General features: G+C 71.6%; 20 protein-coding genes. 6 read left to right on the top strand and 14 right to left on the bottom strand.

What is annotated here, in order from left to right:
• Positions 1-28 precede the first annotated feature (28 nt).
• The 11 genes from JOD64_RS20955 to ftsY form a co-directional block, all read right to left on the bottom strand.
• Complete coding sequence (locus JOD64_RS20955; protein WP_307813529.1) at positions 29-685, bottom strand: ribonuclease FAU-1 family protein; 657 nt, start codon at positions 683-685, stop codon at positions 29-31.
• Between the two features lies 1 nt (position 686).
• Positions 687-2093, bottom strand: coding sequence for a proline--tRNA ligase (proS, locus tag JOD64_RS20950; RefSeq protein WP_204943761.1), 1407 nt, complete (start codon positions 2091-2093; stop codon positions 687-689).
• A gap of 205 nt (positions 2094-2298) precedes the next feature.
• Positions 2299-3378 (bottom strand): amidohydrolase family protein, encoded by a 1080-nt coding sequence (locus JOD64_RS20945; RefSeq protein ID WP_204943760.1) that lies wholly within the window; start codon positions 3376-3378, stop codon positions 2299-2301.
• A gap of 65 nt (positions 3379-3443) precedes the next feature.
• A complete protein-coding gene (gene ffh, locus JOD64_RS20940; protein ID WP_204943759.1) occupies positions 3444-5000 on the bottom strand; it encodes a signal recognition particle protein in 1557 nt (518 codons plus the stop codon).
• 124 nt (positions 5001-5124) lie between these two features.
• The gene (locus tag JOD64_RS20935; RefSeq protein ID WP_110562440.1) at positions 5125-5781 is read right to left on the bottom strand and encodes a response regulator transcription factor; all 657 of its coding nucleotides are present in this window, start codon (positions 5779-5781) and stop codon (positions 5125-5127) included.
• A complete protein-coding gene (locus JOD64_RS20930) occupies positions 5778-6950 on the bottom strand; it encodes a sensor histidine kinase (RefSeq protein WP_239559604.1) in 1173 nt (390 codons plus the stop codon). Before JOD64_RS20930 ends, JOD64_RS20935 begins: the two co-directional genes overlap by 4 nt.
• 434 nt (positions 6951-7384) lie before the next feature.
• Complete coding sequence (locus JOD64_RS20925; RefSeq protein WP_204943757.1) at positions 7385-9715, bottom strand: [protein-PII] uridylyltransferase; 2331 nt, start codon at positions 9713-9715, stop codon at positions 7385-7387.
• A gap of 17 nt (positions 9716-9732) precedes the next feature.
• On the bottom strand, positions 9733-10071 hold the full coding sequence (locus tag JOD64_RS20920; protein ID WP_172862163.1) for a P-II family nitrogen regulator: 339 nt from the start codon (positions 10069-10071) through the stop codon (positions 9733-9735).
• Between the two features lie 25 nt (positions 10072-10096).
• Positions 10097-11524: an ammonium transporter gene (locus JOD64_RS20915; protein WP_204943756.1), complete on the bottom strand. Its 1428-nt coding sequence runs from the start codon at positions 11522-11524 to the stop codon at positions 10097-10099.
• A gap of 276 nt (positions 11525-11800) precedes the next feature.
• Entirely contained in the window at positions 11801-12664 is an 864-nt protein-coding gene (locus JOD64_RS20910) for an aminoglycoside phosphotransferase family protein (RefSeq protein ID WP_204943755.1), read from the bottom strand.
• Positions 12665-12670: 6 nt separating this feature from the next.
• Positions 12671-13852 carry a signal recognition particle-docking protein FtsY gene (gene ftsY, locus JOD64_RS20905; protein WP_204943754.1) on the bottom strand — a complete coding sequence of 394 codons (1182 nt, stop codon included), beginning with the start codon at positions 13850-13852 and terminating at the stop codon, positions 12671-12673.
• Between the two features lie 149 nt (positions 13853-14001).
• On the opposite strand from ftsY, the gene JOD64_RS20900 reads away from it, so the two are divergent.
• The 5 genes from JOD64_RS20900 (at position 14002) to JOD64_RS20880 (ending at position 19041) form a co-directional block, all read left to right on the top strand.
• Positions 14002-15729 carry an alkaline phosphatase D family protein gene (locus JOD64_RS20900; protein WP_204943753.1) on the top strand — a complete coding sequence of 576 codons (1728 nt, stop codon included), beginning with the start codon at positions 14002-14004 and terminating at the stop codon, positions 15727-15729.
• 10 nt (positions 15730-15739) lie between these two features.
• Complete coding sequence (locus tag JOD64_RS20895) at positions 15740-16180, top strand: MarR family winged helix-turn-helix transcriptional regulator (protein WP_307813528.1); 441 nt, start codon at positions 15740-15742, stop codon at positions 16178-16180.
• A gap of 171 nt (positions 16181-16351) precedes the next feature.
• Positions 16352-17971, top strand: a complete 1620-nt coding sequence (locus JOD64_RS20890; protein ID WP_204943752.1) for an MDR family MFS transporter — start codon at positions 16352-16354, stop codon at positions 17969-17971.
• A 9-nt stretch (positions 17972-17980) separates the two neighbouring features.
• Complete coding sequence (locus tag JOD64_RS20885) at positions 17981-18475, top strand: universal stress protein (protein WP_239559603.1); 495 nt, start codon at positions 17981-17983, stop codon at positions 18473-18475.
• A 44-nt stretch (positions 18476-18519) separates the two neighbouring features.
• Positions 18520-19041 (top strand): DinB family protein, encoded by a 522-nt coding sequence (locus tag JOD64_RS20880; RefSeq protein ID WP_204943751.1) that lies wholly within the window; start codon positions 18520-18522, stop codon positions 19039-19041.
• A 7-nt stretch (positions 19042-19048) separates the two neighbouring features.
• Here JOD64_RS20880 and JOD64_RS20875 read toward each other — a convergent pair whose 3' ends face one another.
• The 3 genes from JOD64_RS20875 to JOD64_RS20865 form a co-directional block, all read right to left on the bottom strand.
• Positions 19049-19669 carry an HAD family hydrolase gene (locus tag JOD64_RS20875; protein WP_204943750.1) on the bottom strand — a complete coding sequence of 207 codons (621 nt, stop codon included), beginning with the start codon at positions 19667-19669 and terminating at the stop codon, positions 19049-19051.
• The gene (smc, locus tag JOD64_RS20870) at positions 19669-23283 is read right to left on the bottom strand and encodes a chromosome segregation protein SMC (RefSeq protein WP_204943749.1); all 3615 of its coding nucleotides are present in this window, start codon (positions 23281-23283) and stop codon (positions 19669-19671) included. The genes JOD64_RS20875 and smc overlap by 1 nt, the downstream gene beginning before the upstream one ends.
• Before the next feature lie 345 nt (positions 23284-23628).
• On the bottom strand, positions 23629-23823 hold the full coding sequence (locus JOD64_RS20865) for a hypothetical protein (protein WP_007456482.1): 195 nt from the start codon (positions 23821-23823) through the stop codon (positions 23629-23631).
• Between the two features lie 392 nt (positions 23824-24215).
• Between JOD64_RS20865 and JOD64_RS20860 the strand changes: the two genes are divergently transcribed.
• Positions 24216-25301: a CAP domain-containing protein gene (locus tag JOD64_RS20860; RefSeq protein ID WP_204946167.1), complete on the top strand. Its 1086-nt coding sequence runs from the start codon at positions 24216-24218 to the stop codon at positions 25299-25301.
• Positions 25302-25391 lie beyond the last annotated feature (90 nt).

Here is a 25391-nt window from a genome sequence, read left to right as displayed (position 1 = left end):
CAGGATGACACAGGGTAATCAACACAGGTCAGCGGACGGGTGGACGATCCCAACCGGCGGGGAGCCCATCCGGTACGCCCCAGTTCGGCGGCGGGGCGTAGTCACACCAGGTGCCGTCGAACGGGAACACACCCGCCTCGGCGAGGCCGATCACCCGTTCCCCCTCGGCGCGGACCGCCTTCTCGTCGGTCACCCAGTAGTCCTCCGGAAAGGCGAGCCGCTCGACGAACTCGTCCTCGTCCTTCCACTGCCAGGTGCGATCCGAGGCGACGAGCACGTCCAGGTCCTGGTCGATCACGTCGACGCCAGCCGTCGGACCGTCGTCCCAGCGGACGCCGGGCTCCTCCAGATTGACGTACCAGTGGCTGAACCGGCCCGCCGCGTCGCGGAACCACCAGACGGAGTGCGCCGCCCCGGTGGGCAGAAACTTCAACAGCGGCGGCCCGTTCCAACGCCCCTCTGCGAGCTGGTACGTCGGCGTGATCCAGTCGGCGAACGGCAGCCCTCGCATGGTCAGGCCGACCCCGTTGACCTCGTGCGCCACCGGCGAGCCCTCCGCGATCCAGAGCAGCAGCCCTCGCTCGTCGTCGAGGACGACCCGCGCCGGCCGGACCCACCCGATCCGCCCCCGTCGCACGTTCCGGTGCAGGATCAGCCGACCTGGCTCGAAGCGGTCGACGGTCACCTCAGTAGGCGCGGGCGAGGATGGCGACCAGGTCGGGCTCGTCCTCGGAGTCCGGTACCGAGCCGTCGGCGCGCAGCAGGCAGCGCACCGTGACGCCCTGACCGTTCGCCTCGGCCTCGCCGGACACGCCGACCGCCGACCACGGCACCCGGGCCCAGCCGTTCGCGGCGGCCTCGATCGCCTCGGCCAGGGTGGCGACCTCCACCGTGCGCGACTCGCGGTTGGCCAACGCCTGGTCGTGCAGCACCTGCTGGTCCGTTTCCAGGGCGGCGAGCACCGCACCGACCACGTCAGCCACCGGCGTCGGGGACTTCGAGCCGTCCGTCCGCCGCACCACCACCGCGTTGCCGGCGGCCAGATCACGGGGGCCCACCTCGACGCGTACCGGATAGCCACGCAGCTCGGCGTCGACGGCCCGGCGGCCGAACGGGGTGTCGGTCCGGTCGTCGAGCGCGACCCGGACACCGGCGTCGCGCAGGCCGTCGCGCAGCTTGGCCGCCGCCTCGCCCACGCCGTCGCCGTCCTTGACCACCATGACGTACGCCTGGATCGGCGCCAGCCTCGGCGGCACGCGCAGACCGTTGTCGTCGCCATGGGCCATGATCAGGCCACCGAGCATCCGGGTCGACGTGCCCCAGGAGGTGGTCCAGGCGTGCTCCCGGCCGCCCTCCTTGGAGGAGTAGCTGATGTCGAACGCCTTGGCGAAGTTCTGGCCCAGCTCGTGGCTGGTGCCCAGCTGCAACGCCTTGCCGTCGCCCATCATGCCTTCGCAGGTGTACGTGGCGGTCGCGCCGGCAAACCGCTCGCGCGCCGTCTTCAGGCCCACCACGACCGGAATGCCGATCACGTTGACCATCAGGTCCTCGTACGCCTCGTGCAGGATCCGCCGCGCGTACGCCCGGGCGTCCTCGCGGGTGGCATGCGCGGTGTGCCCCTCCTGCCAGAGGAACTCGCTGGTACGCAGGAAGATCCGCGGGCGCAGCTCCCACCGGACCACGTTGGCCCACTGGTTGAGCAGCAGCGGCAGATCCCGGTACGAGTCGATCCACTTGGCCATGAACTCGCCGATGACCGTCTCGCTGGTCGGACGCACCACGATCGGCTCGGCCAGGGGCTTGCCACCACCGTGGGTGACGACCGCCAACTCCGGCGAGAAGCCCTCGACGTGCTGCGCCTCGCGCTTGAGGTAACTCTCGGGGATGAACAGCGGGAAGTACGCGTTCTCCGCACCCGCCGCCTTGATCCGAGCGTCCATCTCGGCCTGCATACGCTCCCAGATGGCGTAGCCGGCCGGTCGGATGACCATGGTGCCGCGAACCGGGCCGTTGTCGGCCAGCTTTGCCTTGGCGATCAGGTCTTGGTACCAGCGGGGGAAATCCTCCGCACGGGGAGTGAGCACGCGTGCCATGACCGCACATCCTATGCGTCAGGCGGGGCGACACCGCGCCCGGGAGCCGCCGCGCCGTGTCGCAGCCCCATCTGGTCGCGGTTGTGCACGCTCGGGGGCTCGGTAAAGACGGCGCTGGACAGCTGCCTCCGGCGCGCGGGAGGCAGCAACATCCCCGATTTTGCGCCGATCTTCCTCCCCTGCCGGGCCCGGCGCACGGCGCGGGTCAGCGGATTACTTGGCCGCGCAGGATCGTGCGGGAGGGGGCGCGGACGACGCGCAGGTCACGGCGAGGGTCTTCGGGGTAGACGGTCAGATCGGCGAGGCCGCCCTCGACCAGGCCGGGGAAGCCGAGCCACTCCCGGGCGCCCCAGGACGCGGCGGCGAGCACGTCGGTCGGTGCCATGCCGGCCTGCTCGTGGAGCAGCAGCATCTCTTCTGCGGCGAGGCCGTGGTCGATGCCACCACCGGCGTCGGTGCCCACGTAGATCGGCACACCCGCCTCGTGGGCGGCACGCACCACGTCGGGGAAACCGTCGCGCAGCGCGAGCATGTGCTCGGCGTACCCGGGGAACTTGACCCGCGCCTGCTCGGCGATGCCCCCGAAGGTCGCGATATTGATCATCGTGGGGATCAGCGCGGTGCCCTGGCGGGCCATCTCGTCGATCAGGTCGAGGCTCAGCCCGGTGCCGTGCTCCACCGAGTCCACCCCGGCCCGCACCATGATCTCGACAGCCGACTCGGAGAAGGTGTGCACGGCGGCGCGTACCCCGGCGTCGTGCGCGGCCCGCACGGCCGCGGTGAGGGTGTCCGCGTCCCAGGCCGGCGCCAGGTCGCCCACGCCCCGGTCGATCCAGTCGCCGACCAGCTTGACCCAGCCGTTGCCGGCCCGCGCCTGGGCGGCCACCGTCGCGGCCACGTCGGTGGCATCGACCTCCACGCCGATGTCGCGCAGGTAGCGCTTCGGCGGCGCGACGTGCCGGCCGGCGCGGGCCAGTCGCGGCAGGCCCGACTCGTCGTCGAGTTCGGGGTACGGGTACGGCGAGCCGGCGTCGCGGATCGCCAGCACTCCGGCGTCCCGGTCGATGTGGGCCAACTCGCGGGCCTGGTCGAGGGAGGTGATCGGAGCGCCGCCTCGGGCGATGCCGATGTGGCAGTGCGCGTCGACCAACCCCGGCAGGACGAAGCCGCCGTCGACGACCGTCTCCGCACCGGGCACCGGGGTGAAGGTCACCCGGTCCCCGACCAGCCAGAGATCCCGGACCTCGTCGTCGGGGAGCAGCACACCGCGCACATGAAGAGCCATGAGCACAGTCCTACCCGATCACGCCCGGTCGGGGGCGAGCAGGTCGCCCTCGACCGGCACGGAGGTCAGCGGGGGCGGTTGTCGCCCTTGCCGAGCTTGTTGAAGTCGATCTTCGGGAGCTTGAAGCCGGGCGGCAGGCCCTGGCCGCCGGCGAGGTCGTTCGGGTCCATGCCCGGCGGGAGCTGCGGCATGCCACCCGGGAAGCCGCCCGGCATCCCGGCGCCCGCCCCGGTACGCGGACGACCGCCGCCCTTGGTGCCCTTGCGCTTGTTCTTCGGCGACTTGGTCGCCTTGCGCCGGCCACCTCCGGGCAGGCCCATCATGCCGCCCATCTGCTTCATCATCTTCTGCGCGTCGGCGAAGCGGTTGAGCAGCTGGTTGACGTCCATCACGGTGACCCCGGAACCGTTGGCGATGCGCGCCCGGCGGGACCCGTTGATGATCTTCGGGTTGGTCCGCTCGCCCGGGGTCATCGACCGGATGATCGCGGTGACCCGGTCGAAGTGGCTGTCGTCCAGGTCGGCGAGCTGGTCCTTCATCTGCCCCATGCCGGGCATCATGGCCAGCACGTTGGCGATCGGGCCCATCCGCCGCACCGCGATGAGCTGGTCGAGGAAGTCGTCCAGGGTGAACTGCTCACCGCCCATCAGCTTGGCGGTCATCTTCTCCTTCTGATCGGAGTCGAAGGCCTGCTCGGCCTGCTCGATCAGAGTGAGGACATCGCCCATGCCGAGGATCCGGCTGGCCATCCGGTCGGGGTGGAAGACGTCGAAGTCTTCCAACTTTTCGCCGGTGGAGGCGAACAGGATCGGCTGCCCGGTCACCTCGCGGACCGACAGCGCGGCACCACCACGGGCGTCGCCGTCGAGCTTGGAGAGCACCACGCCGGTGATGCCGACGCCGTCGCGGAACGCCTCGGCGGTGCGCACGGCATCCTGGCCGACCATGGCGTCGATGACGAAGATGACCTCGTCCGGCGAGACGGCGTCGCGAATGTCGGCGGCCTGCTGCATCATCTCGGCGTCGATGCCGAGCCGGCCGGCGGTGTCGACGATGACGATGTCGCGGGCTGCCCGCTTCGCGTGCTCGATCGACGCGCGGGCCACCTGCACCGGGTCACCGGTGCCGTTGCCGGGCTCCGGGGCGTACACCTCGACGCCAGCCCGGCCACCGAGCACCTGGAGCTGCCCGACGGCGTTGGGGCGCTGGAGGTCCGCGGCGACGAGCAGCGGCTGGTGTCCCTGCGCCTTGAGCCAGCGGGCCAGCTTGCCGGCCAGGGTCGTCTTACCGGAACCCTGGAGACCGGCCAGCATGATCACGGTCGGCGGCTGCTTGGCGAACTGGAGCCGCCGGCCCTCGCCACCGAGCACGGTGATCAGCTCTTCGTTGACGATCTTGATGATCTGCTGGGCCGGGTTCAGCGCCTGGGAGACCTCGGAGCTGCGGGCCCGCTCCTTGACGGCCGCGATGAAGCCCTTGACGACCGGCAGCGCGACGTCCGCCTCCAGCAGCGCGAGGCGGATCTCGCGCGCGGTGGCGTCGATGTCGGCGTCGGTGAGCCGCCCCTTGCCGCGGAGCTTGGTGAAGATCCCGGACAGGCGGTCACTCAAGGTGTCAAACACGCGAACATCCCGTTTGTCAGTGTTCCGGCGGGCACAACGCGGCCGGCACTGCGGAGTCCGACCACCGCTAGGGTAGCCGCCCCGCCGCGGGGCCGCTGTCGCCCGGCCCGGCCCGCCGGGGCCGTCACTCCGACACCAACCCCGACTGGTACGCGAAGACGACGAGCTGGGCCCGGTCCCGGGCTCCCAGCTTGCCCATCGCCCGGCTGACGTGGGTCCGCGCGGTCGCCGGGCTGACCACCAGCCGTACGGCGATCTCCTCGTTGTTCAGGCCCTCACCGACCAGGCCGACGACCTGGCGCTCCCGGTCGGTGAGCGCGTCCAACCGGGGGTGCGGACGAAGCACCCGGGACGGCCGGGTGGCGAACTCGCGCACCACCCGTCGGGTCACCGACGGTGACAGCAGCGCCTCCCCCTCGGCGACCAACCGGATCGCGCGTAGCAGCTCAGCCGGTCGGGTGTCCTTGGTGAGGAACCCGCTCGCACCGTGCCGCAGCGCGTCGAAGACGTACTCGTCCAGCTCGAAGGTGGTCAGCACCACCACCCGCGTACCGGTCAGGTCGGGGTCGGCGACGATCCGCCGGGTCGCCTCGATGCCGTCGATGCCGGGCATTCGGATGTCCATCAGCACCACGTCCGGCCGTTCCCGACGCGCCAGCTCGACCGCCCGCAGCCCGTCGGCCGCCTCGCCGGCCAGCGCCAGGTCGTCCTCGCTCTCGACCAGCGCGCGCAGACCGAGCCGGACCAGGTCCTGGTCGTCGGCGATGAGCACCCGGATCACGGGGTCGACTCCAGCGGCAGCCGGGCGTGGACCCGGAACCCACCTCCGGTACGCGGCCCGGCGGTCAACCGCCCGCCCAGCGCCGCAACCCGCTCCCGCATCCCCGCCAGACCGTGCCCGCCGACACCGTCACCGTCGGCGGCCGGACCGGTCCCATCGCCGGCTGCGCCGGTGCCCCGGTCCGTGACCTCCACGGTCAGCTCGTCGGCCCGGTAGTCGACGGTCACCTCCGCGTCGGAAACCCCAGCGTGACGCAGCACGTTCGTCAACGCCTCCTGCACCACCCGGTACGCGGCCAGGTCTACCGCGGCCGGCAACTCGCGAGGGTCGCCGACCACACTCAGCTCGACGGCGAGACCGGCCCCGGCGAGCCGGTCGCGCAACGCCGCGAGCCGGGCCAGGCCGGGCACTGGACCACGCTCGGCGCCCTGCCGTACCGCGCCCAAGGTGACTCGGAGTTCGTCCAACGCCTCCCGACTGGTCCGGCTGATCGCGGTGAGTGCGGTTTCCGCCTGCTCGGGTCGTTTCGGCAACAGATGCAGGGCGATCTCCGCCTGCATGCTGATCGCGGCGAGCCCGTGCCCCACCACGTCGTGCACCTCCTGCGCGATACGCAACCGTTCCTCGTCGGTCTGCCGCCGAGCCTGCTCGGCGCGGCTACGGGCTTCCTCGGCCCGGCTGCGCGCGGCCGTCTCGCGGTTGACCCGCACCACCACCCCCACCGCGAACGGTACGACCACCCAGGCCGACGTGGGCAGCACCGCCGTCCAACCGGAGACTGGGCCGAGGGAGACGAAGACGTGCGTGAGGAGCAGAACAAATGCGCCACCGGTGGCGAGTGCCGCCGGGCGCACCGGCAATCGTGTCGCGACGGTGTACACCGCCACCAGGAGCGTCAGCAGTATCGGCCCGTACGGGTAGCCGATCACCAGGTAGATCGTGGTGGCCACGCTGACCACGACGAGGACGGCCGCCGGCGCCCGGTGCCGCGCCATCAGGGCCAGCGCGGCGACCACGATCAGCACCCGACAGGTGGCGTCCACCGGCCTCGATCCCGGTTGGTCGTCGCCGGCCAGGTCGGTGCCGAGTAGCCCGATCACGAGCAGCGCCAGGGCAAACGCGGCGTCCGCCGCTGCCCACCGCCATCCCCGCTGGCCCCCGCTCCACATGGCCGTCATTCTGCCCGCGCAGACCGGCCTCGTCGTGCGTCCACGAGCGGGATCGCACCTACGCTCCCGGACGTACCCGCTGCCCCCAGCCACACGCTCCGGCCATGCTCCCGGTCACGCCCCGGCCGCGCATCCCCGGCCGCGCATCCGGGCCATGCTCCCGGTCGCGGCCCTTCCCTCCACGCCTCTCCTGCTCGTGGCCTGGCCTCCACTTTCGGGCGGGTCGGCGGTCACCCCGCCAGGGAGGCGGGTCAGCGGGCTCCGGAGTGGGGCGGTCGGTGGCGGACACCCCCGTGAGCGGTATGACACACAGGTATAAATATGCCTCAGAGTCATACCGCTCACAGCGGATAGCTGGCTCGCGCCGGGCGCGTTCCGGAGACTCAGGCCCAGCCACCGCAGACCGCACAAGGCCGTCCAACAGCGGCCGTGGGTCAGACGGCGGCGAGGACCGCGGCCTCCAGGCGTGCTCGGACGTCGTCGTCCGGCCAGCCGCCGACCAGGTAAAAGGCGTCCACCACGTCCGCGCCGAGAGTGGAGATGCGGGCCGCCCGGACCAGGGCGCCCGCGTCGTCGAGCGCGCAGGTGACCCGGTAGAGCAATCCGGCGGCGTCGGCCGCGCGCAACTCCAGCAGCACCGCGTCGGTGGCCGCCTCGCGGTGCCAAACGACCCGGGGAGCAGCTCCGCCGCCGCGGGCGGCGAGCGCACGGCCGCGCAGGCGCTGGGTGACCGACACGTCACCGCCGACCGCCCGGCGCAGATCGGCACGGAGCGACACCGGATCCGGCGGCAGGCCGTAGCGGGGTTGCACCCGGCACTCGACCAGGGCGCGGCCGTCGACCACGGACGCATCCGCGGAGATCACTTCCAGCCGGTGCAGGGCCAGGCAGCCGGCAACCGTGGCGAGCAGGCCTCGGCGGTCGGCCGCGGCGACCGACACCCGGTCCCCGGTCAGGTGGACGACTGGCAGTGGCCCGGCCAGCAGCGCCGGATCCGGAGCCGGAGGCTCGGGCAGCATGCCGGTGTCCAGCGCGGTGCGGACCCGGGCGACCAGCTCGGCGACGAGCCGACCCTTCCAGTCCGACCAGGCCGCCGGTCCGGTCGCCGCCGCGTCGGCACGGACCAGCGCGTGCAGCAGGTCGAGGGTGCCGGTGTCCCCGACCGCCTCGGCCACCGAGGCGATGGTGACCGGGTCGGCCAGGTCCCGGCGGGTGGCCACGTCGGGCAGCAGCAGGTGCAACCGGACCAGCGTGCCGATCAGCGCGACTTCGCCGGGTGGCAGACCGATCCGGGTCGCCACCGCCTGGGCCAGTGGCACACCGACGGTGCTGTGATCGCCCGTGAGGCCCTTGCCGATGTCGTGCAGGAGGGCACCGAGGAGCAGCAGGTCGGGGCGTTCCACCTCGCGGGCGTGCCGGCTAGCCTCGTGAGCGGCCTGCACCAGGTGCCGATCGAGGGTGTAGCGGTGCACCGGGTTGTGCTGGGGCAGGCTGCGCAGCCGGGTCCACTCGGGCAGCCAGCCGTCGACCAGCCCGTACCGGTCGCAGGTCTCCCAGGCGGGCACCAGGCCGGGACCGGCGCCGAGCAGGGTGGTCAGCGCGGCCCGGGCCTCAGCCGGCCAGGGCGCGGGCAGGGGCGGGCAGTAGGCCGCCAGCCACTCGCAGGTGGCCCGGGCGATCGGGAGGCGGGTCGTGGCCGCGGCGGCGGCCACCCGCAGCGAGAGGCTCGGGTCGGGGCGTGCCCCGATCGCCGTCCGGGCCAGCACCAGCTCGCCGTCGTGCTCGACCACGTCGCGGGCCACCGGGCGGCGCACGGGGCGACCGTTGCCGCCTCGGGACCGGCCGGAGCGCAGCCGCTCGGCGGCACGGAACGCATCATCCAGAGCGTGGCTGACCGTGCGGGCGTCACCGGCGACCCGCCGCAGGAGGGCGTCGCCGTCCTCGACGACGGCTCCGGGGTGCCGCGCGGCGTCGGATGTGCCGGGCTGGAGTTGTCGTAGCCCGAGCAGGGCGGCCACTCCGTCGCGTTCCTGGGCGACCAACCGGTCGACCCGTCGGCCGACCTGCTGGTGCAGGGCGTCGCGGGTGTCCAGCAGGCGCAGGTGGGCGGCGCGCACGGCCGGGCGCAGCGCGTCAGTGATGCCGGCGGCGGAGACCGCCCGCAGCAGACCCACGTCGCGCAGGCCACCGGCGGCCTCCTTGAGGTCGCCCTCCAGCAGGAACGCCAGCTCACCGTGGGCCTGCCAGCGGGCGGCGGTGACCTCCCGCAGGCCGGGCAGGTGACGTACGGCGGTGCGCCGCCAATGATCGGCGGCGGTGCGGATCAACGCGTCGGCCAGCGCCTGGTCGCCCACGATCAGCCGGGCGTCGAGCAGCCCGAGGGCGACCTTGACGTCGTCCTGGGCGACCGAGAGAGCCTCGGCGACGGTACGTACCGAATGGTCGAGTCGCAGGCCCGCGTCCCAGATCGGATACCAGATCGAGGCGGCCAGCTCGTCCGTGCCCGGCACGCCCGCGTGCAGCAGAACCAGGTCGAGATCGCTGTACGGAGCACACTGCCGCCGGCCCAACCCCCCGACGGCGAGCAGTGCCACGCCGTCCCGCCCAGCCAGCAACCCGCGCAGGAAGGAGTCGTAGGCCGCCGATCGTGCCAGCCGAGCCGCCTCGCCGATCCCCCCGGGAACGCCGACGACCTCGTTGATCAAGAGGTTCGCGTCACCGTCGTCGGCGTTTTCTGACGCGTTCTTCTTGATCAACGAGGTCATGTCAGTCGTGGTCCTGGTCAGAGTGCGTCGAGGCCGCGTTCGCCGGTACGAACCCGGACGACCTCTTCGACACCGGTGACCCAGACCTTGCCGTCGCCGATCTTGCCCGTCCGGGCTGCCCCGACGATGGCGTCCACCACCTTGTCGACGTCGATTTCGTCGGTGAGCACCTCGACCCGGATCTTGGGCAGGAACTCGACCGTGTACTCGGCACCCCGGTAGACCTCGGTGTGCCCCTTCTGCCGCCCGTACCCCTGAACCTCGCTGACGGTCAACCCGGCCACCCCGAGGGCGTGCAGGGCCTCCTTCACCGCGTCCAGCTGGTACGGCTTGATGACCGCGGTCACCAGCTTCATGTCCAACCCCTCCATCCCAGGAACGTTAACCGGCGACCTTTTCGCTGACCGGTTCGGCGACGTCCGCCTCCGGCTTGGCAGCGCTCGTCGTGCCGCCACCGGGGGTGCCGATGCCAGCCATCGCGAACGCGCTGCCCGTGCCACCGCCAGCCGGGGACAGGTCGTAGCTGCTCTCGGCGTGCTCGCCGATGTCGATGCCCTCGACCTCGGCCTCGGCCTCCACCCGGAAGCCGATCGTCTTCTCGATGACGAAGGCGAGCACCCAGGCGATGCCGAACGACCAGACGGTGACGATCAGACCGGCGAGGGCCTGTCGCCCGAGCTGGGTGACGCCGCCTCCGTAGAAGAGACCGTCGGAGCCACCCACCACGTCGGTGATCGCGGCGTTGACCGAGTTGGTGGCGAAGAGACCGAGCCAGAGCGAGCCGATCCAGCCGCCGACGAAGTGCACGCCGACCACGTCGAGCGAGTCGTCGTAGCCGAGCTTGTACTTGAGGCTGACGGCGAGCGCGCAGACGGCACCGGCGACGATACCGAGCAGGACGGATGCCCACGGTGCGATGAAGCCACAGGCCGGGGTGATGGCGACCAGGCCGGCGACAGCGCCGGACGAGGCACCGACCATGGTCGGCTTACGGGTCTTGACCCACTCGACCGCGATCCAGCCGAGCACCGCCGCCGCCGTGGCGAGCTGGGTGTTGATGAAGGCGAGGCCGGCAACCGAGTCGACGGTCAACTCCGAGCCGGCGTTGAACCCGAACCAGCCGAACCACAGCAAACCCGCACCGAGAGCGACCAACGGGATGTTGTGCGGCTTCATGCCCTCGCGCGGCCAACCGAGCCGCTTGCCGAGCACCAGGGCCACTGCCAGGGCCGCCGCACCGGCGTTGATGTGCACCGCGGTGCCGCCGGCGAAGTCCAGTGCGTGGATGTGCAGCCCTTCGGCACCGCCGCCGATGAAGCCGCCGCCCCACACCCAGTGCGCGACCGGGAAGTAGACCAGGGTGGCCCAGCCGAACGCGAACAGCAGCCAGCCGGCGAACTTGGCCCGGTCGGCGATGGCACCACTGATCAGCGCGACGGTGATGACCGCGAAGACCATCTGGAAGGCCATGAACACGTAGAGCGGAATCCCGATGCCGCTGGGGTTCTCCGCCGTGGCACCCCACAGGTCGGTCTCGGCGAGGAAGGTCTTGGTGCCGAGGTACGTGCCCGGGTTGCCGAAGAAGCCGTTCACGTCGGTCCCGAAGGCGACGCTGAATCCGTAGAACCACCACAGAATGGAGATGAGCCCGATGGCGGAGAAGCTCATCATCATCATGTTGAGTACGCCCTTGGCCCGGTTGAGGCCGCCGTAGAACAGCGCCAATCCGGGGGTCATGAGCAGCACGAGCGCGGTCGAAACCAGCAGCCACGTGGTATTGGCGCCGTCGATCGTCGGTGCTTCAGGCACGCTGGCCTCCTAAAGGGTGAAGTCCTCCTTCGCGGCTTTCCGGGGCAGCGTCGCCCGTAGGCCGGTTGGGCGGAAGCTTCGCGGCCGGCTGTTTCACCCGAGGTCCCGTGCGGGTTTCCGTCTCGTGACAGGTTGTTTCGTACGTGTCACGAACTTCGCACACTCAGCGGCATGGACGGTGGTGGATCGCCCGGACGGCGGACGTCGATGGCTGACCGGCCGCACCCATTGACCGGTCCGCTTGACGGGACGGGCCGAGCATCGACCGGTCGGCGCTCAGCGGAGGGCGTTCTCCAGGGCGTGCCGCTCGTAGTCGAGCAGCCGCAGATCGCGCATGGGCCGGCGCAGGTGGCCCTTGTGCACGATCCGGACGAACGCCGGCTCTCCGGCGGCGGCCATTCGGCGGATCCCCTCGACGTGGTCCACGATCCTCTTGCGGATGGTCCGGATCAGCCGGTGCCGGTCCCGAGGGATCAGCCCGTACGCGTCGGCGAAGAGCCGTAGCCGGCGCGGCCGGTCCGGGTGCTTCCAGCCCAGCGTGATCGAGTCCCGGTCCGCGAAGATCGGCACCCAGGTCCAGGCCGCGTACGCCACGTCGTAGATCCGTGCTCCGGGTGAGGCGAGGTCGAAGTCGATCAGCCCGAGGGTGCCGTCCGGTCGCCAGATCACGTTGTGCGGCGCGGCGTCGTGGTGGCAGATCACCTCGGTGTCCGGTGGTGGGGGCCCGAAGGAGCGCCAGACCGCCCCCGGCTGCGGGGCGAAGCCGTACTGCGCGTCGTGGAACATCCGCAGCATGGTGGCGACGGTGACCAACGCCTCGTCGGTCACCCAGTGCGGGGCGAGCGGATATTCTCCGCACTCCCCCTCCAGGTACGACAGGACCTCACGGTTGCGTTCGTCCATGCCGAGCGCTCGTGGGGCGCCGGTGAAGCCGACGTACTCCAGGTGCCGCAGCAGGGCGTGCACGGAGGGTGTCCACGGTCCGGCGTTGCGGCGGACCGTGTCGCCGACGCGGACGACGGTGCTCACGTTACCGCCGTGCAGCGGGATCTCCTGCGAAGTCACGTACGGTCTCCCGAGGCGCTGCGAGGGGTGGCCGGGCTCGCGCCAGCCCGCGTAGGCGCGGTTGTCACTGGTCACCCGAGACTACGCGTCCCGTCCGGTGGCCTCGGTCCCCAGTAACGCGTCGACGAACTGCGCCGGGTCGAACGGGGCCAGGTCGTCCTTGCCTTCGCCGAGGCCGACCAGCTTCACGGGGATGCCGAGCTTGCGCTGGACGGCGATCACGATGCCGCCCTTGGCGGTGCCGTCGAGCTTGGTCAGCACCACGCCTGTCACGTTGACCACGTCGGTGAAGACCCTGGCCTGTTCCAGGCCGTTCTGCCCGGTGGTGGCGTCCAGGATGAGCAGTGTCTCGTCGATCGGGCCCTGCTTCTCCACCACACGCTTGACCTTGCCCAGCTCGTCCATCAGGCCGACCTTGTTCTGCAGGCGGCCGGCGGTGTCGATGAGCACGGTGTCCACGCCGGTGTCGATGCCGCGCTTGACGGCGTCGAAGGCGACGCTGGCGGGGTCGGCAGCCTCGGGGCCACGGACGGTCTCCGCGCCGACGCGCGAGCCCCAGGTCTCCAGCTGGTCGGCGGCGGCGGCCCGGAAGGTGTCCGCGGCGCCGAGCAGCACGCTGCGGCCGTCGGCCACCAGCACCCGGGCGATCTTGCCGCAGGTGGTGGTCTTGCCGGCGCCGTTGACGCCGACGACCAGGACCACGGCCGGCACGCCGTCCTTCGGGGCGGTCCGCAACGACCGGTCCAGGCTCGGGTCGAGCGCGTTGACCAGTTCGGCGGCGAGCAGTGCCCGCAGTTCGGAGGCCGAGCGGGTGCCGAGCACCTTGGTGCGCTCGCGGAGCCGGTCGACGATGTCGCGGGTGGAGTCGACGCCGACGTCGGCGGTGATCAGACTGTCCTCGATCTCCTCCCAGACGTCCTCGTCGAGGTGGTCGCGGGCGAGCAGGCCGAGCAGGCCCTTGCCGAAGACGTTCTGCGAGCGGGACAGTCGTGAGCGGAGCCGGACCAGCCGCCCGGCGGTCGGCTCGGGCACCTCAACGGGTACCTCGATCACCGGTGGCGGCTCGACCAGGACACCGGTGGACAGATCGGACTCCGGTGCCTCGACCGGCGGGCCGGCGAGATCTTCCTCGGCTCTGGTGTCGACCTCGGTGCGCGGCAGCGGGGGCTCAGGCCGCCGCCGCAGACGCGGCACGACCAGCCCGACTGTGCCGGCGATCAGCACACCGAGCAGGACCAGAACGAGGACGAGATATTCGGCCATGCCGGAATCCTGTCAGATGCCGGCGGCGGCGTCCCAGCCACCGCACCCCGAGCCGTGCCCGGAGTCCCAGCCACCGCACCCCGAGCCGTGCCCGGAGCTTCAGCCACCGCACCCCGGGCGGCACCGGAACCGGCGGTAGGCTCGGCCGCATGCCCGCCGCTCACCTCCTCATCGGCCCACTCCTGCGGCGAGTGGTGGACACCCGGGCCACCGTCTGGGTGGAGACGGCGGCGCCCGCCGTGGTCACCGTCCGCACCGCAGGCGGCGCCACCGGCACCGCGCCCACCTTCTCGGCGTACGACCACCACTACGCCCTTGTGGTGGTGGAGGGGCTCACCCCGGACAGCGAGACCACCTACGAGGTCCTGGTCGACGACGAGCTGGTCTGGCCGGTACCGAGCAGCGGTTTCCCGCCGAGCGTGATCCGCACCCGGGCCGCCGACGATCGGGACCAGCCGGTCAGCCTGATCTTCGGCTCGTGTCGGGAGACCACCCAGCACGCCACCACCCGCAAGCTGCCGCCGGACGCCCTGGACGCGTACGCCCGGCGGTTGATGGCCGACCCGGAATCGAACCCGCTTCCTGACCTGCTGGTGCTGCTCGGTGACCAGGTCTACGCCGATGTCACCTCGCCGACGGTGCGCCGGTTGCTGCGTCGGCGTCGCCGGCGTCCAAAGGGCGCCCCGGCCGACCAGGTGGTGAGCTTCGACGAGTACACCAAGCTCTACCTGGAGTCCTGGCGTGATCCGGAGATCCGCTGGCTGCTCTCCACCGTGCCGAGCGTGATGATCTTCGACGACCACGAGATCATCGACGACTGGAACACCTCGGCGGCGTGGCGCGCGGAGGTGCGCGAACAGCCGTGGTGGCCGGAGCGGATCGGCAGTGGGCTCGCGTCGTACTGGGTCTACCAGCACCTGGGCAATCTCGCCCCCGACGAGATCGCCGCCGATCCGGTCTTCGCCAAGGTCGCCGCCGCCGAGGACGCCACCGGCGTGCTGCGTGAGTTCGGGCACCGGGTCGACCAGGAGTCCGACCTGGCGCACGACACCGAACGCTGGCGCGCGGTGCAGTACCAGTGGAGCTACGCCCTGGACCTGGGCCGGACCCGGTTGGTCATGCTGGACAACCGGTGCAGCCGGGTGCTCGATGCGGGCAGTCGGGCCATGCTGCCGCCCGGCGAGTGGTCCTGGTTCCTCGACCAGGCGCACGGCGTCTACGACCACCTGGTGGTCGGCGCTTCGCTGCCCTGGCTGCTCCCGCAGGGCATCCATCACATCGAGGCGTGGAACGAGAAGCTGGCCGATTCGCGTCGCCCCTGGGTGGCGCAGGGGGCGGAGAAGCTGCGCCGCGCACTGGACCTGGAGCACTGGGCCGCGTTCCGGCGTTCCTTCGATGCGCTCGCGGAGACTTTCGCCCGCATCGGCACCGGCACCCCGAAGCAGTCCGGTGCGCGGGTCGGCGCCGGTCCGGCGTACGCCCCGCCGGCGTCGATCAGTGTGCTCTCCGGAGATGTGCACCACTCGTACGTGGCTCGGGCCCGGTTCCTCGACCCGGCGGTGGTCACTCCGGTGCATCAGCTCACCTGCTCGCCGATCCACAACCAGGTGCCGGCCGGCATCCGTCCGCTGATGCGGTTGGGCTGGTCGTCCGGCCCGGCGGGGGCCACCCGGGCGCTGGCCCGCTCGGCGGGTGTCCGCCGCCCCAAGGTGCGCTGGCACAAGCTGGCCGGCCCCTACTTCGGCAACGCCGTCGCCACGCTGACCCATCGGGGTCGGGCGGCCGAGGTGACCATCGAGGGCACGACGAGTGACGGTCACCTACGCCAGGTGATGCACCGCCGACTCTCCGGTGCCGATCGACCGACGTCGCCGTAGTCTCTACGCCGTGGATGAGCACCTGCCGGAACCGATCCGGGCGGTCGAGCACGAGTTGACCGCTCTGCTGCGTCGTGGGCGGGCGGTTTCGTGGGAAATCGCCCGCGAGGTGCACCCGAACCTGGAGCCGAACACCTACGGGTTGCTGCTCTGGTTGCGCCGCAGTGGGTCGATCCGGTTGACCGAGTTGGCGGCGCGGCTGGGGGTGGGCAAGGGGACGCTGAGCCGGCAGATCAACGCGTTGGAGGTCCTCGGCCTGGTCCACCGCGACCCCGATCCGAGCGATCGGCGGGCCGCGCAGATCAGCATGACCGAGGAGGGGCAGCGCCGGTTCGACGTGGCGAGGTACGCCCGGTTGGGCGAATTCCTACGTGCACTGGACGGCTGGCCGGATCGGGACGTGGAGGAGTTCGCCCGGCTGCTCGGCCGCTTCAACGATTCCTGGAAGTAACGCCCCAACGGGATTCCTGTCAGTAACGCCCCGACGACGGGGAATAGGGCGCTGCCCACACAAGTTGTTGCTCTAGGCAACCAAGGCATAGGTTGCTTCAGGCAACTCTCAGGCGACCCGCGTAGAAGCCCGCCGCCGCTCCACCTCTACTCCGCTCGGAGGCAACAAACGATGAGCCAGGCGACAGCGCCCGCCCGGGCGACAGCTGTCAACATGACCCACCGGCAGATCCTGGAGGCGCTCTCCGGCCTGCTGCTGGGCCTGTTCGTCGCGATCCTCTCCTCCACGGTCATCTCGAACGCGCTGCCGCGGATCATCACCGAGCTGCACGGCGGGCAGTCCGCGTACACCTGGGTGGTGACCTCGGCCCTGCTCGCGACCACCGCGACCACCCCCATCTGGGGCAAGATGGCCGACCTGACCAGTAAGAAGACGCTGGTTCAGCTCGCCCTGGGGATCTACGTGCTGGGCTCGGTGCTGGCCGGTCTCGCGCAGGGCACCGGTGAGCTGATCGCCTGCCGCGTGCTGCAGGGCGTCGGCGCCGGTGGCCTCACCGCGCTCGCCCAGGTGATCATGGCGACGATGATCACGCCGCGCGAGCGGGGTCGCTACAGCGGCTACCTCGGCGCCGTGATGGCCGTCGGCACCATCGGCGGCCCGCTGATCGGCGGCGTGATCGTCGACACCTCCTGGCTCGGCTGGCGCTGGTGCTTCTACGTCGGCGTGCCGTTCGCCATCGTCGCGCTGATCGTGCTGCAGAAGACCCTGCACCTGCCGGTGGTCAAGCGGAAGGCGCAGATCGACTGGTGGGGTGCCACCCTGATCACCGCAGCCGTCTCGGTGCTGCTGATCTGGGTCTCGCTCGCCGGCGACCAGTTCGCCTGGGCCTCCTGGCAGACCGCCGTCATGGTGGTCGGTGCCCTGCTCCTCGGCGCGCTGGCGATCCGGGTCGAGACCCGGGCGGCCGAGCCGATGATCCCGCCGCGGCTGTTCCGCAACCGCACCATCACCCTCGCCGTTGTCGCGAGCATCGCGGTCGGTGTGGGCATGTTCGGCGCGTCGATCTTCCTCGGCCAGTACTTCCAGATCAGCCGTGGCGAGTCTCCGACGATGTCCGGCCTGATGACCCTGCCGATGATCCTCGGCCTGCTGGTCGCCTCCACGGTGGGCGGGCGGATCATCACCAAGACCGGCCGGTGGAAGCGGTTCCTGGTGGTCGGCTCGGCGCTGCTCACCATCGGCTTCGCGCTGATGGGCACACTGCGCGCGGACACCAGCTTCACCGTGCTCAGCGTCTACATGCTGCTGATCGGCGTCGGCCTGGGTCTGACCATGCAGAACCTGGTCCTCGCCGTGCAGAACACCGTCGGCCCGCACGAGCTCGGCGCGGCCAGTTCGGTGGTGGCCTTCTTCCGCAGCCTGGGCGGCGCGATCGGCGTCTCCGCGCTCGGAGCGGTACTCGCCCACAAGGTCAAGGACTACACCGCCGACGGCCTGGCCCAGCTCGGCATCCCCGCGTCCAGCTCGGGCAGCGGTGGCACCCTGCCGGACGTGCACACCCTGCCCGGCCCGCTGCGGGCGGTGGTGGAGAGCGCGTACGGCCACGGTGCCGGTGACATCTTCCTGGCCGCCGCACCGTTCGCGCTGATCGCGCTGATCGCGGTGATCTTCATCAAGGAGGTCCCGCTGCGGCAGCACAACGGCGATCCGGTTTCCGACGAGGTCGAGCGGGAATCGACCCTCGCCGCCGGCGCTGGCGCCGCAGTGGTTCGCACCGGCGAGCAGAGGTGAGGTAGAAGCATGAGCGTGGGAGCACCGGACCGCGAGGAGTACGGCCCCCGGACCCGCCCGCTGCCCTTCGAACGGGGCACGGACGGTCCTCGGGTGATCATGGTGGGTGTCGACGGCACCCGCACCTCCGAGCGGGCCGGCTCCTACGCCGCCGGTCTGGCCCGCCGGCAGGGTGCCGCCCTGGTGGTGGTCTTCGTCAGCTCGGCGAGCGGACTGACCGCAATGCTGCCGGGAATGGACGCCGGGGCGGTCCAGCGGACCCACGACGAGGTGGCCAACGAGCTGCGCCGGGAGTGCCGGCGCGGGGCCGAGCAGTGGGGCATCCCGGTGACCTTCCTGTTCCGCCGCGGCGACGCGTACGGCGAGCTGTGCGCGGCGGCCGACGAAGTCCAGGCCGACATGGTGGTGGTGGGCACGTCCGAGCAGGCCGGCCACCGACTGGTCGGCTCGGTCGCCACCCGCCTGGTCCGCACCGGCCACTGGCCCGTCGTCGTGGTGCCCTGATAACCCGTCGCGACATGTCGGGGTTGCCGGGCAGGATGCGCGGCATGACCTGGATCGCACCGGAGATCACCCGGACCCCCGAACCGTACGTCGGCGACGAACGCACCATGCTCGACGGCTGGCTCGACTACCACCGTCAGACACTCCTGCTCAAGTGCGCCGGTTTGACCGAAAAGCAGCTGCGCACGCCGAGCGTGGAGCCATCCGGGCTGACGCTGCTCGGTCTGGTCCGGCACCTGGCCGAGGTCGAGGCCTGGTGGTTCCGGGAGAACTTCGCCGGCGAGCCGGTCGACTACCCGTACTTCACCCCGGAGACACCGGACGCCGACCACGACGTCAGCGACGCCGACGCCGAGGCCGACTTCGCCATCTTCCACCGCGAGGTGGCGCTGGCCCGCGAGGCCGCCGCGGGCCACTCGCTCGACGAGACGTTCACCGAGGTCAGCGCCAAGAAGCGCACCTTCAACCTGCGCTGGGTCTACGTGCACATGATCGAGGAGTACGCCCGGCACAACGGCCACGCCGACCTGATCCGGGAACGCATCGACGGCGTCACCGGCGAGTGACCGGCGCTCAGTAGTCGAGCGCCGCCCGCAGGTAACGCAGGTCGGCGTGGCCGCCCCAGCGGTGCGCCGACAGCCCTGCGGACCGGGCACCCCGCACGGCCCAGTCCTCGTCGTCGACGAAGAGGACCCGGGCCGGCGGGGTGGCCAGGGCCTCGCAGGCGGCCTGGAAGTACTCCGGGGCGGGCTTGTGCACGCCGATCACCGAGGAGTTGACCACCACGTCCAGCTCGCCGACCAGGCCCAGCGCGGCAAGGTCGGCGTCGAGCAGGTCGGTGGCATTGGTGGCCAGCCCGACCCGGACGCCCGCCGCACGGACCTCCCGGACGAACGCCAGCACCTCCTGGTCGACCTCTCCCCGGTAGCTCTGCCACTGCTCGACGGCGGCCCGGGCCCGTTCCGGGCTGCCCACCGATTCGGTCAGGGCGTCCGCCACGCTGCTCATCCACTCGGCGTGGCTGACCTGGCCGGTGAGCACCGGCTGGAGCCGCCCCCACTGCATGGCGATCTCGCCGAGCACCCCCTCGGAGAGGTCGTACTCCCGCTCGACAACGGCGGCCACCGCCGGGTCCCACCGGCGCAGTACGCCGTCGAAGTCCAGCAGGAGCGCCGTCGCGCGTTCCCGAGCCACTACCCGTTCTCCTCGCCGCGGCCGTGCCGCTGGTCGTCCTCGTCGGCCCGGTTGAGCCGTTGGCTGATCACCTGGGTGACCCCGCTGCGCATGGTCACGCCGTAGAGCGCGTCGGCGATCTCCATCGTCCGCTTCTGGTGCGTGATGACGATCAGCTGACTCTTCTCCCGCAACTGTGCCAGCAACGTGATCAACCGGCCCAGGTTCACGTCGTCCAGGGCCGCCTCCACCTCGTCCATGATGTAGAACGGGCTGGGCCGGGCGCGGAAGATCGCCACCAGCATGGCCACCGCGGTCAGCGACCGTTCGCCACCGGAGAGCAGCGACAGTCGCTTGATCTTCTTGCCCGGCGGGCGGGCCTCCACCTCGACACCGGTGGTGAGCAGGTCTTCGGGGTCGGTGAGGATCAGCCGGCCCTCGCCACCGGGGAAGAGCACGGTGAACACCTGCTCGAACTCCCGCGCGGTGTCCTCGAACGCGTTGGCGAAGACCTCCAGGATCCGCTCGTCCACGTCCTTGACCACGGTGAGCAGGTCCCGCCGGGTCGCCTTGAGGTCCTCCAGCTGCTCGGAGAGGAACTTGTAGCGCTCCTCCAGCGCGGCGAACTCCTCCAGCGCGAGCGGGTTGACCTTGCCGAGCAGGGCCAACTCGCGTTCCGCCTTGGCGGCCCGCTTCTCCTGCACCGGCCGCTCGTAGCGCACCGGCTCCGGCACCGGCAGGCCGTCACGTTCGGCCGTCGCGACATCGACCTGGGTCGGCGGGACGGGCTGCGCGGGGCCGTACTCGGCGACCAACGTCTCCACGTCCAGCCCGAAGTCCTCGGCGGCCTTCGCCTCCAACTGCTCGATGCGCAGCCGTTGCTCGGCGCGGGCGACCTCGTCGCGGTGCACCTGGCTGGTCAGCCGCTCCAACTCCGCGCCGAGGCGCTTGGCCGCCCCGCGTACCTCCTGCAGCTCCGCCTCACGTGCGGCGCGTTCCAGAGCGACGGCGTCGCGGTGCTCCTCGGCCGTCGCGATCGAGGTGGTGAGCCGGGTGAGCGCCTCCCGGGCGCCGCCGGCGACGGCCCGGGCGATGCCCGCGCCCCGGGTGCGCGCGGCCCGCCGGGCCGCGGCGCGTTCCCGGGCGGCCCGCTCCGCGGTGGCCTGCCGGGACAGCGAGTCGGCCCGCCCGGCGATCGAGGAGACACGCTCCTCGGCGGTACGCACCGCGAGCCGGACCTCCATCTCGTTCTGCCGCGCCTGCGGCACCATGGCGGCGAGCTGGTCCCGCTCCTCGGTGGAGGGCTCGGCGTCGACCGGGGTCTCCTCGGCCAGCCGCAGCCGCTCCTCCAACTCGTCGAGCGTGGTGAGGTCCCGCTGCCGGGCCGCCTCTGCGCGGGCCCGGGATTCGCCGAGGCGGTCGGTCTCCGCCTTCGCGGAACGTGCGGCTGCGCCCAGCTCGGCCAGCCGGCGGGCGGCGGCGTTGCGGTGACTCTCCGCCTCGCGCTTCTCGGCGGCGGCGTGCTGCACGGCCTCCTTGGCGGCAGCCACCTCGGCGCGCGCCTCGACGAGCTGGTCACGCAGCTCCGCGCCACCGCGCTCGGCGGTGAGCCGGTTGGTGCGGGCCTCCTCGACGGCCGCCTGCACCTCGATGTAACTGGGGGCCTTGGCCGACCCGCCAGCCGCCGCGTACGCCCCGACCACGTCACCGTCCGGGGTGACCGCCCGCAACTCGGGATTGCTCGCGACCAGCTCGGCCGCGGCGGCGAGATCCTCGACGAGGGCCACGTCCCGTAGTGCCCGGTGCACCGCCGGACGCAGCTCGGCGCTGCACTCCACCAGGTCGGGTGCCCACCGGGCCTCGTCAGGCAGCTTCGGGCGCAGCGCGTCCGCGGAGCCGGTCATGCCGGGCCCGGCAGGGCTGCCGACGAGCAGGCCGGCCCGGCCGGCGTCGGAGATCTTCAGCAGCCGCATCGCCTCGACGGCCTCGTCCACCCCGCTGACGGCCACCGCGTCGGCGAGGCCGCCGAGCGCGGCGGCCAGCGCGGCCTCGTGGCCCGGCGCGACGGTGAGCAGCCCGGCGAGACTGCCGAGCAGGCCAGGCACGTCACCGGCGCGGGAGAGCAGCGCACCGGCGCCATCCTTGCGCCGCAGACCCAGTGCGAGCGCCTCCTCCCGGGCCTTCCAGGTGGCGGCGTCCTTTTCCGCCGTCCGCTCGGCGTCGGCCAGCGATCGCACGGTGGCCTGCGCCCGCTCCTGCACGGCGACCGCCTCGGCGTGCCGGGCGTCCAGGTCCGCGTTGTCCCGGTCGGCCTCGGTGGACTGGGCGGCCACCGCGTCCAGGTCGGCCTGCGCCTGCTCGGCGCGGCCCAACGCGTCGGCGTGCGCGACGGCGAGCCGTTCGATCTCCTCACCGGCGCTGGTGGTTCGGGCTCGGGCCGAGTTGACCTGGCCGGTGAGCCGGGCCATCCCCTCCCGCCGGTCGGCGATGGCCTTGGCTGCCGCGACCAGCTCCCGCTCGGCGGCCGCAAGCTGCCGCTCCAGCTCCTGACGGTGCTCGACCGCCTCGGCCAGCCGGATCTGGTCGTCGGTGAGCGCCGCGCGCAGCTCCTCCTCCTGCTCGCGGACGCGTTCCGCCTCGGCCTCCAACTGGTCCGGGTCGCGGCCGGGCCGCTCGTCGTCACCGCTGGCGCTGAGGTGTCGCAGCCGCTCCCGGGCCAACTGCTCGATCGAGCGGAAGCGTTCCTGCAGGGCAGACAGCTTGTACCAGGTGTCCTGGGCGGCGGCGAGCAGCGGAGCGTCCTCGGCCAGCGCGGCCTCCAACTCGCCGAGTCGGCCCTGCACCTCGGCGTGCTCACCCTCGATCTGCTCGCGCCGCTCCCGCAGCGCCGTCTCGTCGGCGATCTCCCGGTCGAGGGTGGTGCGCAGGGTGGCCAGGTCGTCGGCGAGCAGGCGCAGCCGGGCGTCGCGCAGGTTGGCCTGGATGGCGGCGGCGCGCCGGGCCACCTCCGCCTGCCGGCCCAGCGGCTTGAGCTGACGGCGCAGCTCGGCGGTGAGGTCGGTGAGGCGGTTGAGGTTGGTCTGCATCGCGTCGAGCTTGCGCAGGGCCTTTTCCTTGCGCTTGCGGTGCTTGAGGACGCCGGCCGCCTCCTCGATGAAGGCGCGGCGGTCCTCCGGCTTGGCGTGCAGCATGCCGTCGAGCCGGCCCTGCCCGACGATGATGTGCATCTCCCGGCCGATGCCGGAGTCGGAGAGCAGCTCCTGGATGTCGAGCAACCGGCACGTGTTGCCGTTGATCTCGTACTCGCTCTCGCCGGAGCGGAACATCCGGCGGGTGATGGAGACCTCGGTGTACTCGATCGGCAGCGCGCCGTCGGTGTTGTCGATGGTGAGGGTGACCTCGGCACGGCCCAGCGGCGCCCGGCCGGCGGTGCCGGCGAAGATGACGTCCTCCATCTTGCCGCCACGAAGGGCCTTGGCACCCTGCTCGCCGAGGACCCAGGCGATGGCGTCGACGACGTTGGACTTGCCCGAGCCGTTCGGGCCCACCACGCAGGTGATCCCGGGCTCCAGCTTCAACGTCGTGGCGGAGGCGAAGGATTTGAACCCCTTCACCGTCAGGCTCTTGAGATACACCTTCTCGATCCTCGTCCGGTGGCCGCCGTACCGTCGCCGGCTGCGGGGACCTGGGTGAACTCGCAGACTAACCCGGAGGTGGAAGCGGGCCGGCACGCGACCCGCCCCGGGTCGCGTCGGTCGAGGGCGCGCTGTTGTTCCGTCGGCCGCGAGAAAGACAAGGGCCGTTCATGATCGGCTTATCCGTCGGCACACTATTCGGATCTCGTCGGCGCGGTTCCGGCGCGACCGACGACAAGATCATAAATCGTCGGCGCCGAAAGGGGCCGGACAGTGTTGCGCGCCGGCACAGACGTGTCGGCGCGCATTTTTGCGATGGTGCGATTCAGTTTTTCGACGCGGAGATCAGGTCAGCGCCGGCTCGGCCAGCCGGAGCAGATCGTCCGCCTCCGCCGCAGCCGCCGCGAGCCGATCATTGTCGGCACGCAGACGCGTGATCTCGAACTCCAGTGCCTGAACCCTGGCACGCAGTCGGGTGACCTCGTCGAGCAGACGCCGATCGGGCGCTGCACCTACGTGGCCGTAGAGGGCCTTCGCCATGCTGACTCCTTGATATGCGCTGCCGGAAAGGCCGGCCAACGCGCGCCCATTTGTACGCGGCTGTCATTCCAGCTGTATCTGGGCATGACCGGGCGCGACTGGCGACACCTATATATTGAGCCGCAAACCCCTCCTTCGTCAAGTTCTCGCAGGCCGTAGATCATCTCTACGTCGACCTGTCCACTTGTCGGGGGGCTGCCTCAAAGGCACGGACACGCTCTGTCCGGACACCTTTACTGTACGCCCGGATCCGCGGAAGTCCGCACCCTGGCGTCCGACTTCCCCTTAACTCTTCCTTAGCCACGTTGCCGCAGGTCGCGGGCGCGCCGTAGCGTCACCCCGGCCCGCAACCGACCCATGGAGGCATAGGCGTGTACGGCTGGACCGACCCGATGGACCCGAACGGCGCCCCCCGGCGCGCCGAGCGGCCGACCGACGAGCCGGCCTGGCTGCATGATCGCCCAGAGCCCCGCTCGGCCTACCTGTTCGGCGACGGCCCCGATCAGCCCGACGAAGAGTGGCACCGAGAGCAGCCCCCGTCGGGCCCGGCGACCCGCGCGGGGTCGCCCGACGCCCACACCGCTGCCTGGCCGGCACACCGGCCGGATCATGAGCCGACCGGTGGCTGGCAGACCGACGCGGACCCGAACGGTGACTGGCAGGCCGACGCCGACGCGGAGACGACCGACGGCTGGCGCTCCGGTGCCGGCCGGCCCGGCGAGGGGCGGCACCGCTCCCCCCGCCGTTGGCGACGGCCGCTGATGATCGGTGGCGCCGCCGCGGCGGCCACCCTCGTGGTGAGTTTCGGCGTCGGCGCGCTCGCGATGCCCGGCGGTGACGACGGGGCCGGTCAGCCGACCGCGGTCGACGACACCTTCGCCGCGTCGGCGGCGCCGACCGAAGAGCCGGTCCTCGACACCCTCGCCGCGCCCTCCCCGACGAGCACGCCCAGCCCGACCCAGCCGAGCCCGACACCGAGCAGGACCGTCAAGCCCACCCCGGAGTCGTCGCGTACCACCGCCGCGTCGCGCCGCAGCGCTCCGCGCACCAGCGCGCCGAGTACCAGCAACGGCTCCGGCGGCTCCAGCGGCACCGTCAGCGCCCAGGCCCGCGAGGTCGTGGATCTGGTCAACGCCGAACGGGCCAAGGCCGGCTGCAACGCGCTGAGCATCGACGACAAGCTGATGACCGCCGCCCAGCGGCACAGCCAGGATCAGGCCGACCACCAGAACATGTCCCACACCGGCAGCGACGGCAGCAACTCCGGCGTCCGGCTGGACCGGGTCGGTTACGCCTGGCGCACGTACGGCGAGAACGTGGCCTGGAACCAGAAGACCCCGGCCGCGGTGATGGACGCCTGGATGAACAGCTCCGGCCACCGGGCCAACATCCTGAACTGCGCCTTCACCGAGATCGGCGTCGGCATCGCCAGCAGCAACGGGCCGTACTGGACGCAGGTCTTCGCGGCACCGCGCTGACCGCGCGTCGTTCGCGCCCCCGCGCTCGTTTGACCCGGTGAGGTACGCCGGGCCGGAGCGTGGGGGCGGCGTACCGGTGAGGGCGGCGAC

The sequence above is a fragment of the Micromonospora luteifusca genome (assembly GCF_016907275.1).
Classification (GTDB): domain Bacteria; phylum Actinomycetota; class Actinomycetes; order Mycobacteriales; family Micromonosporaceae; genus Micromonospora; species Micromonospora luteifusca.
Note: the sequence above shows the minus strand (reverse complement) of the source record. Positions and strands in the feature narration are given on the sequence as shown.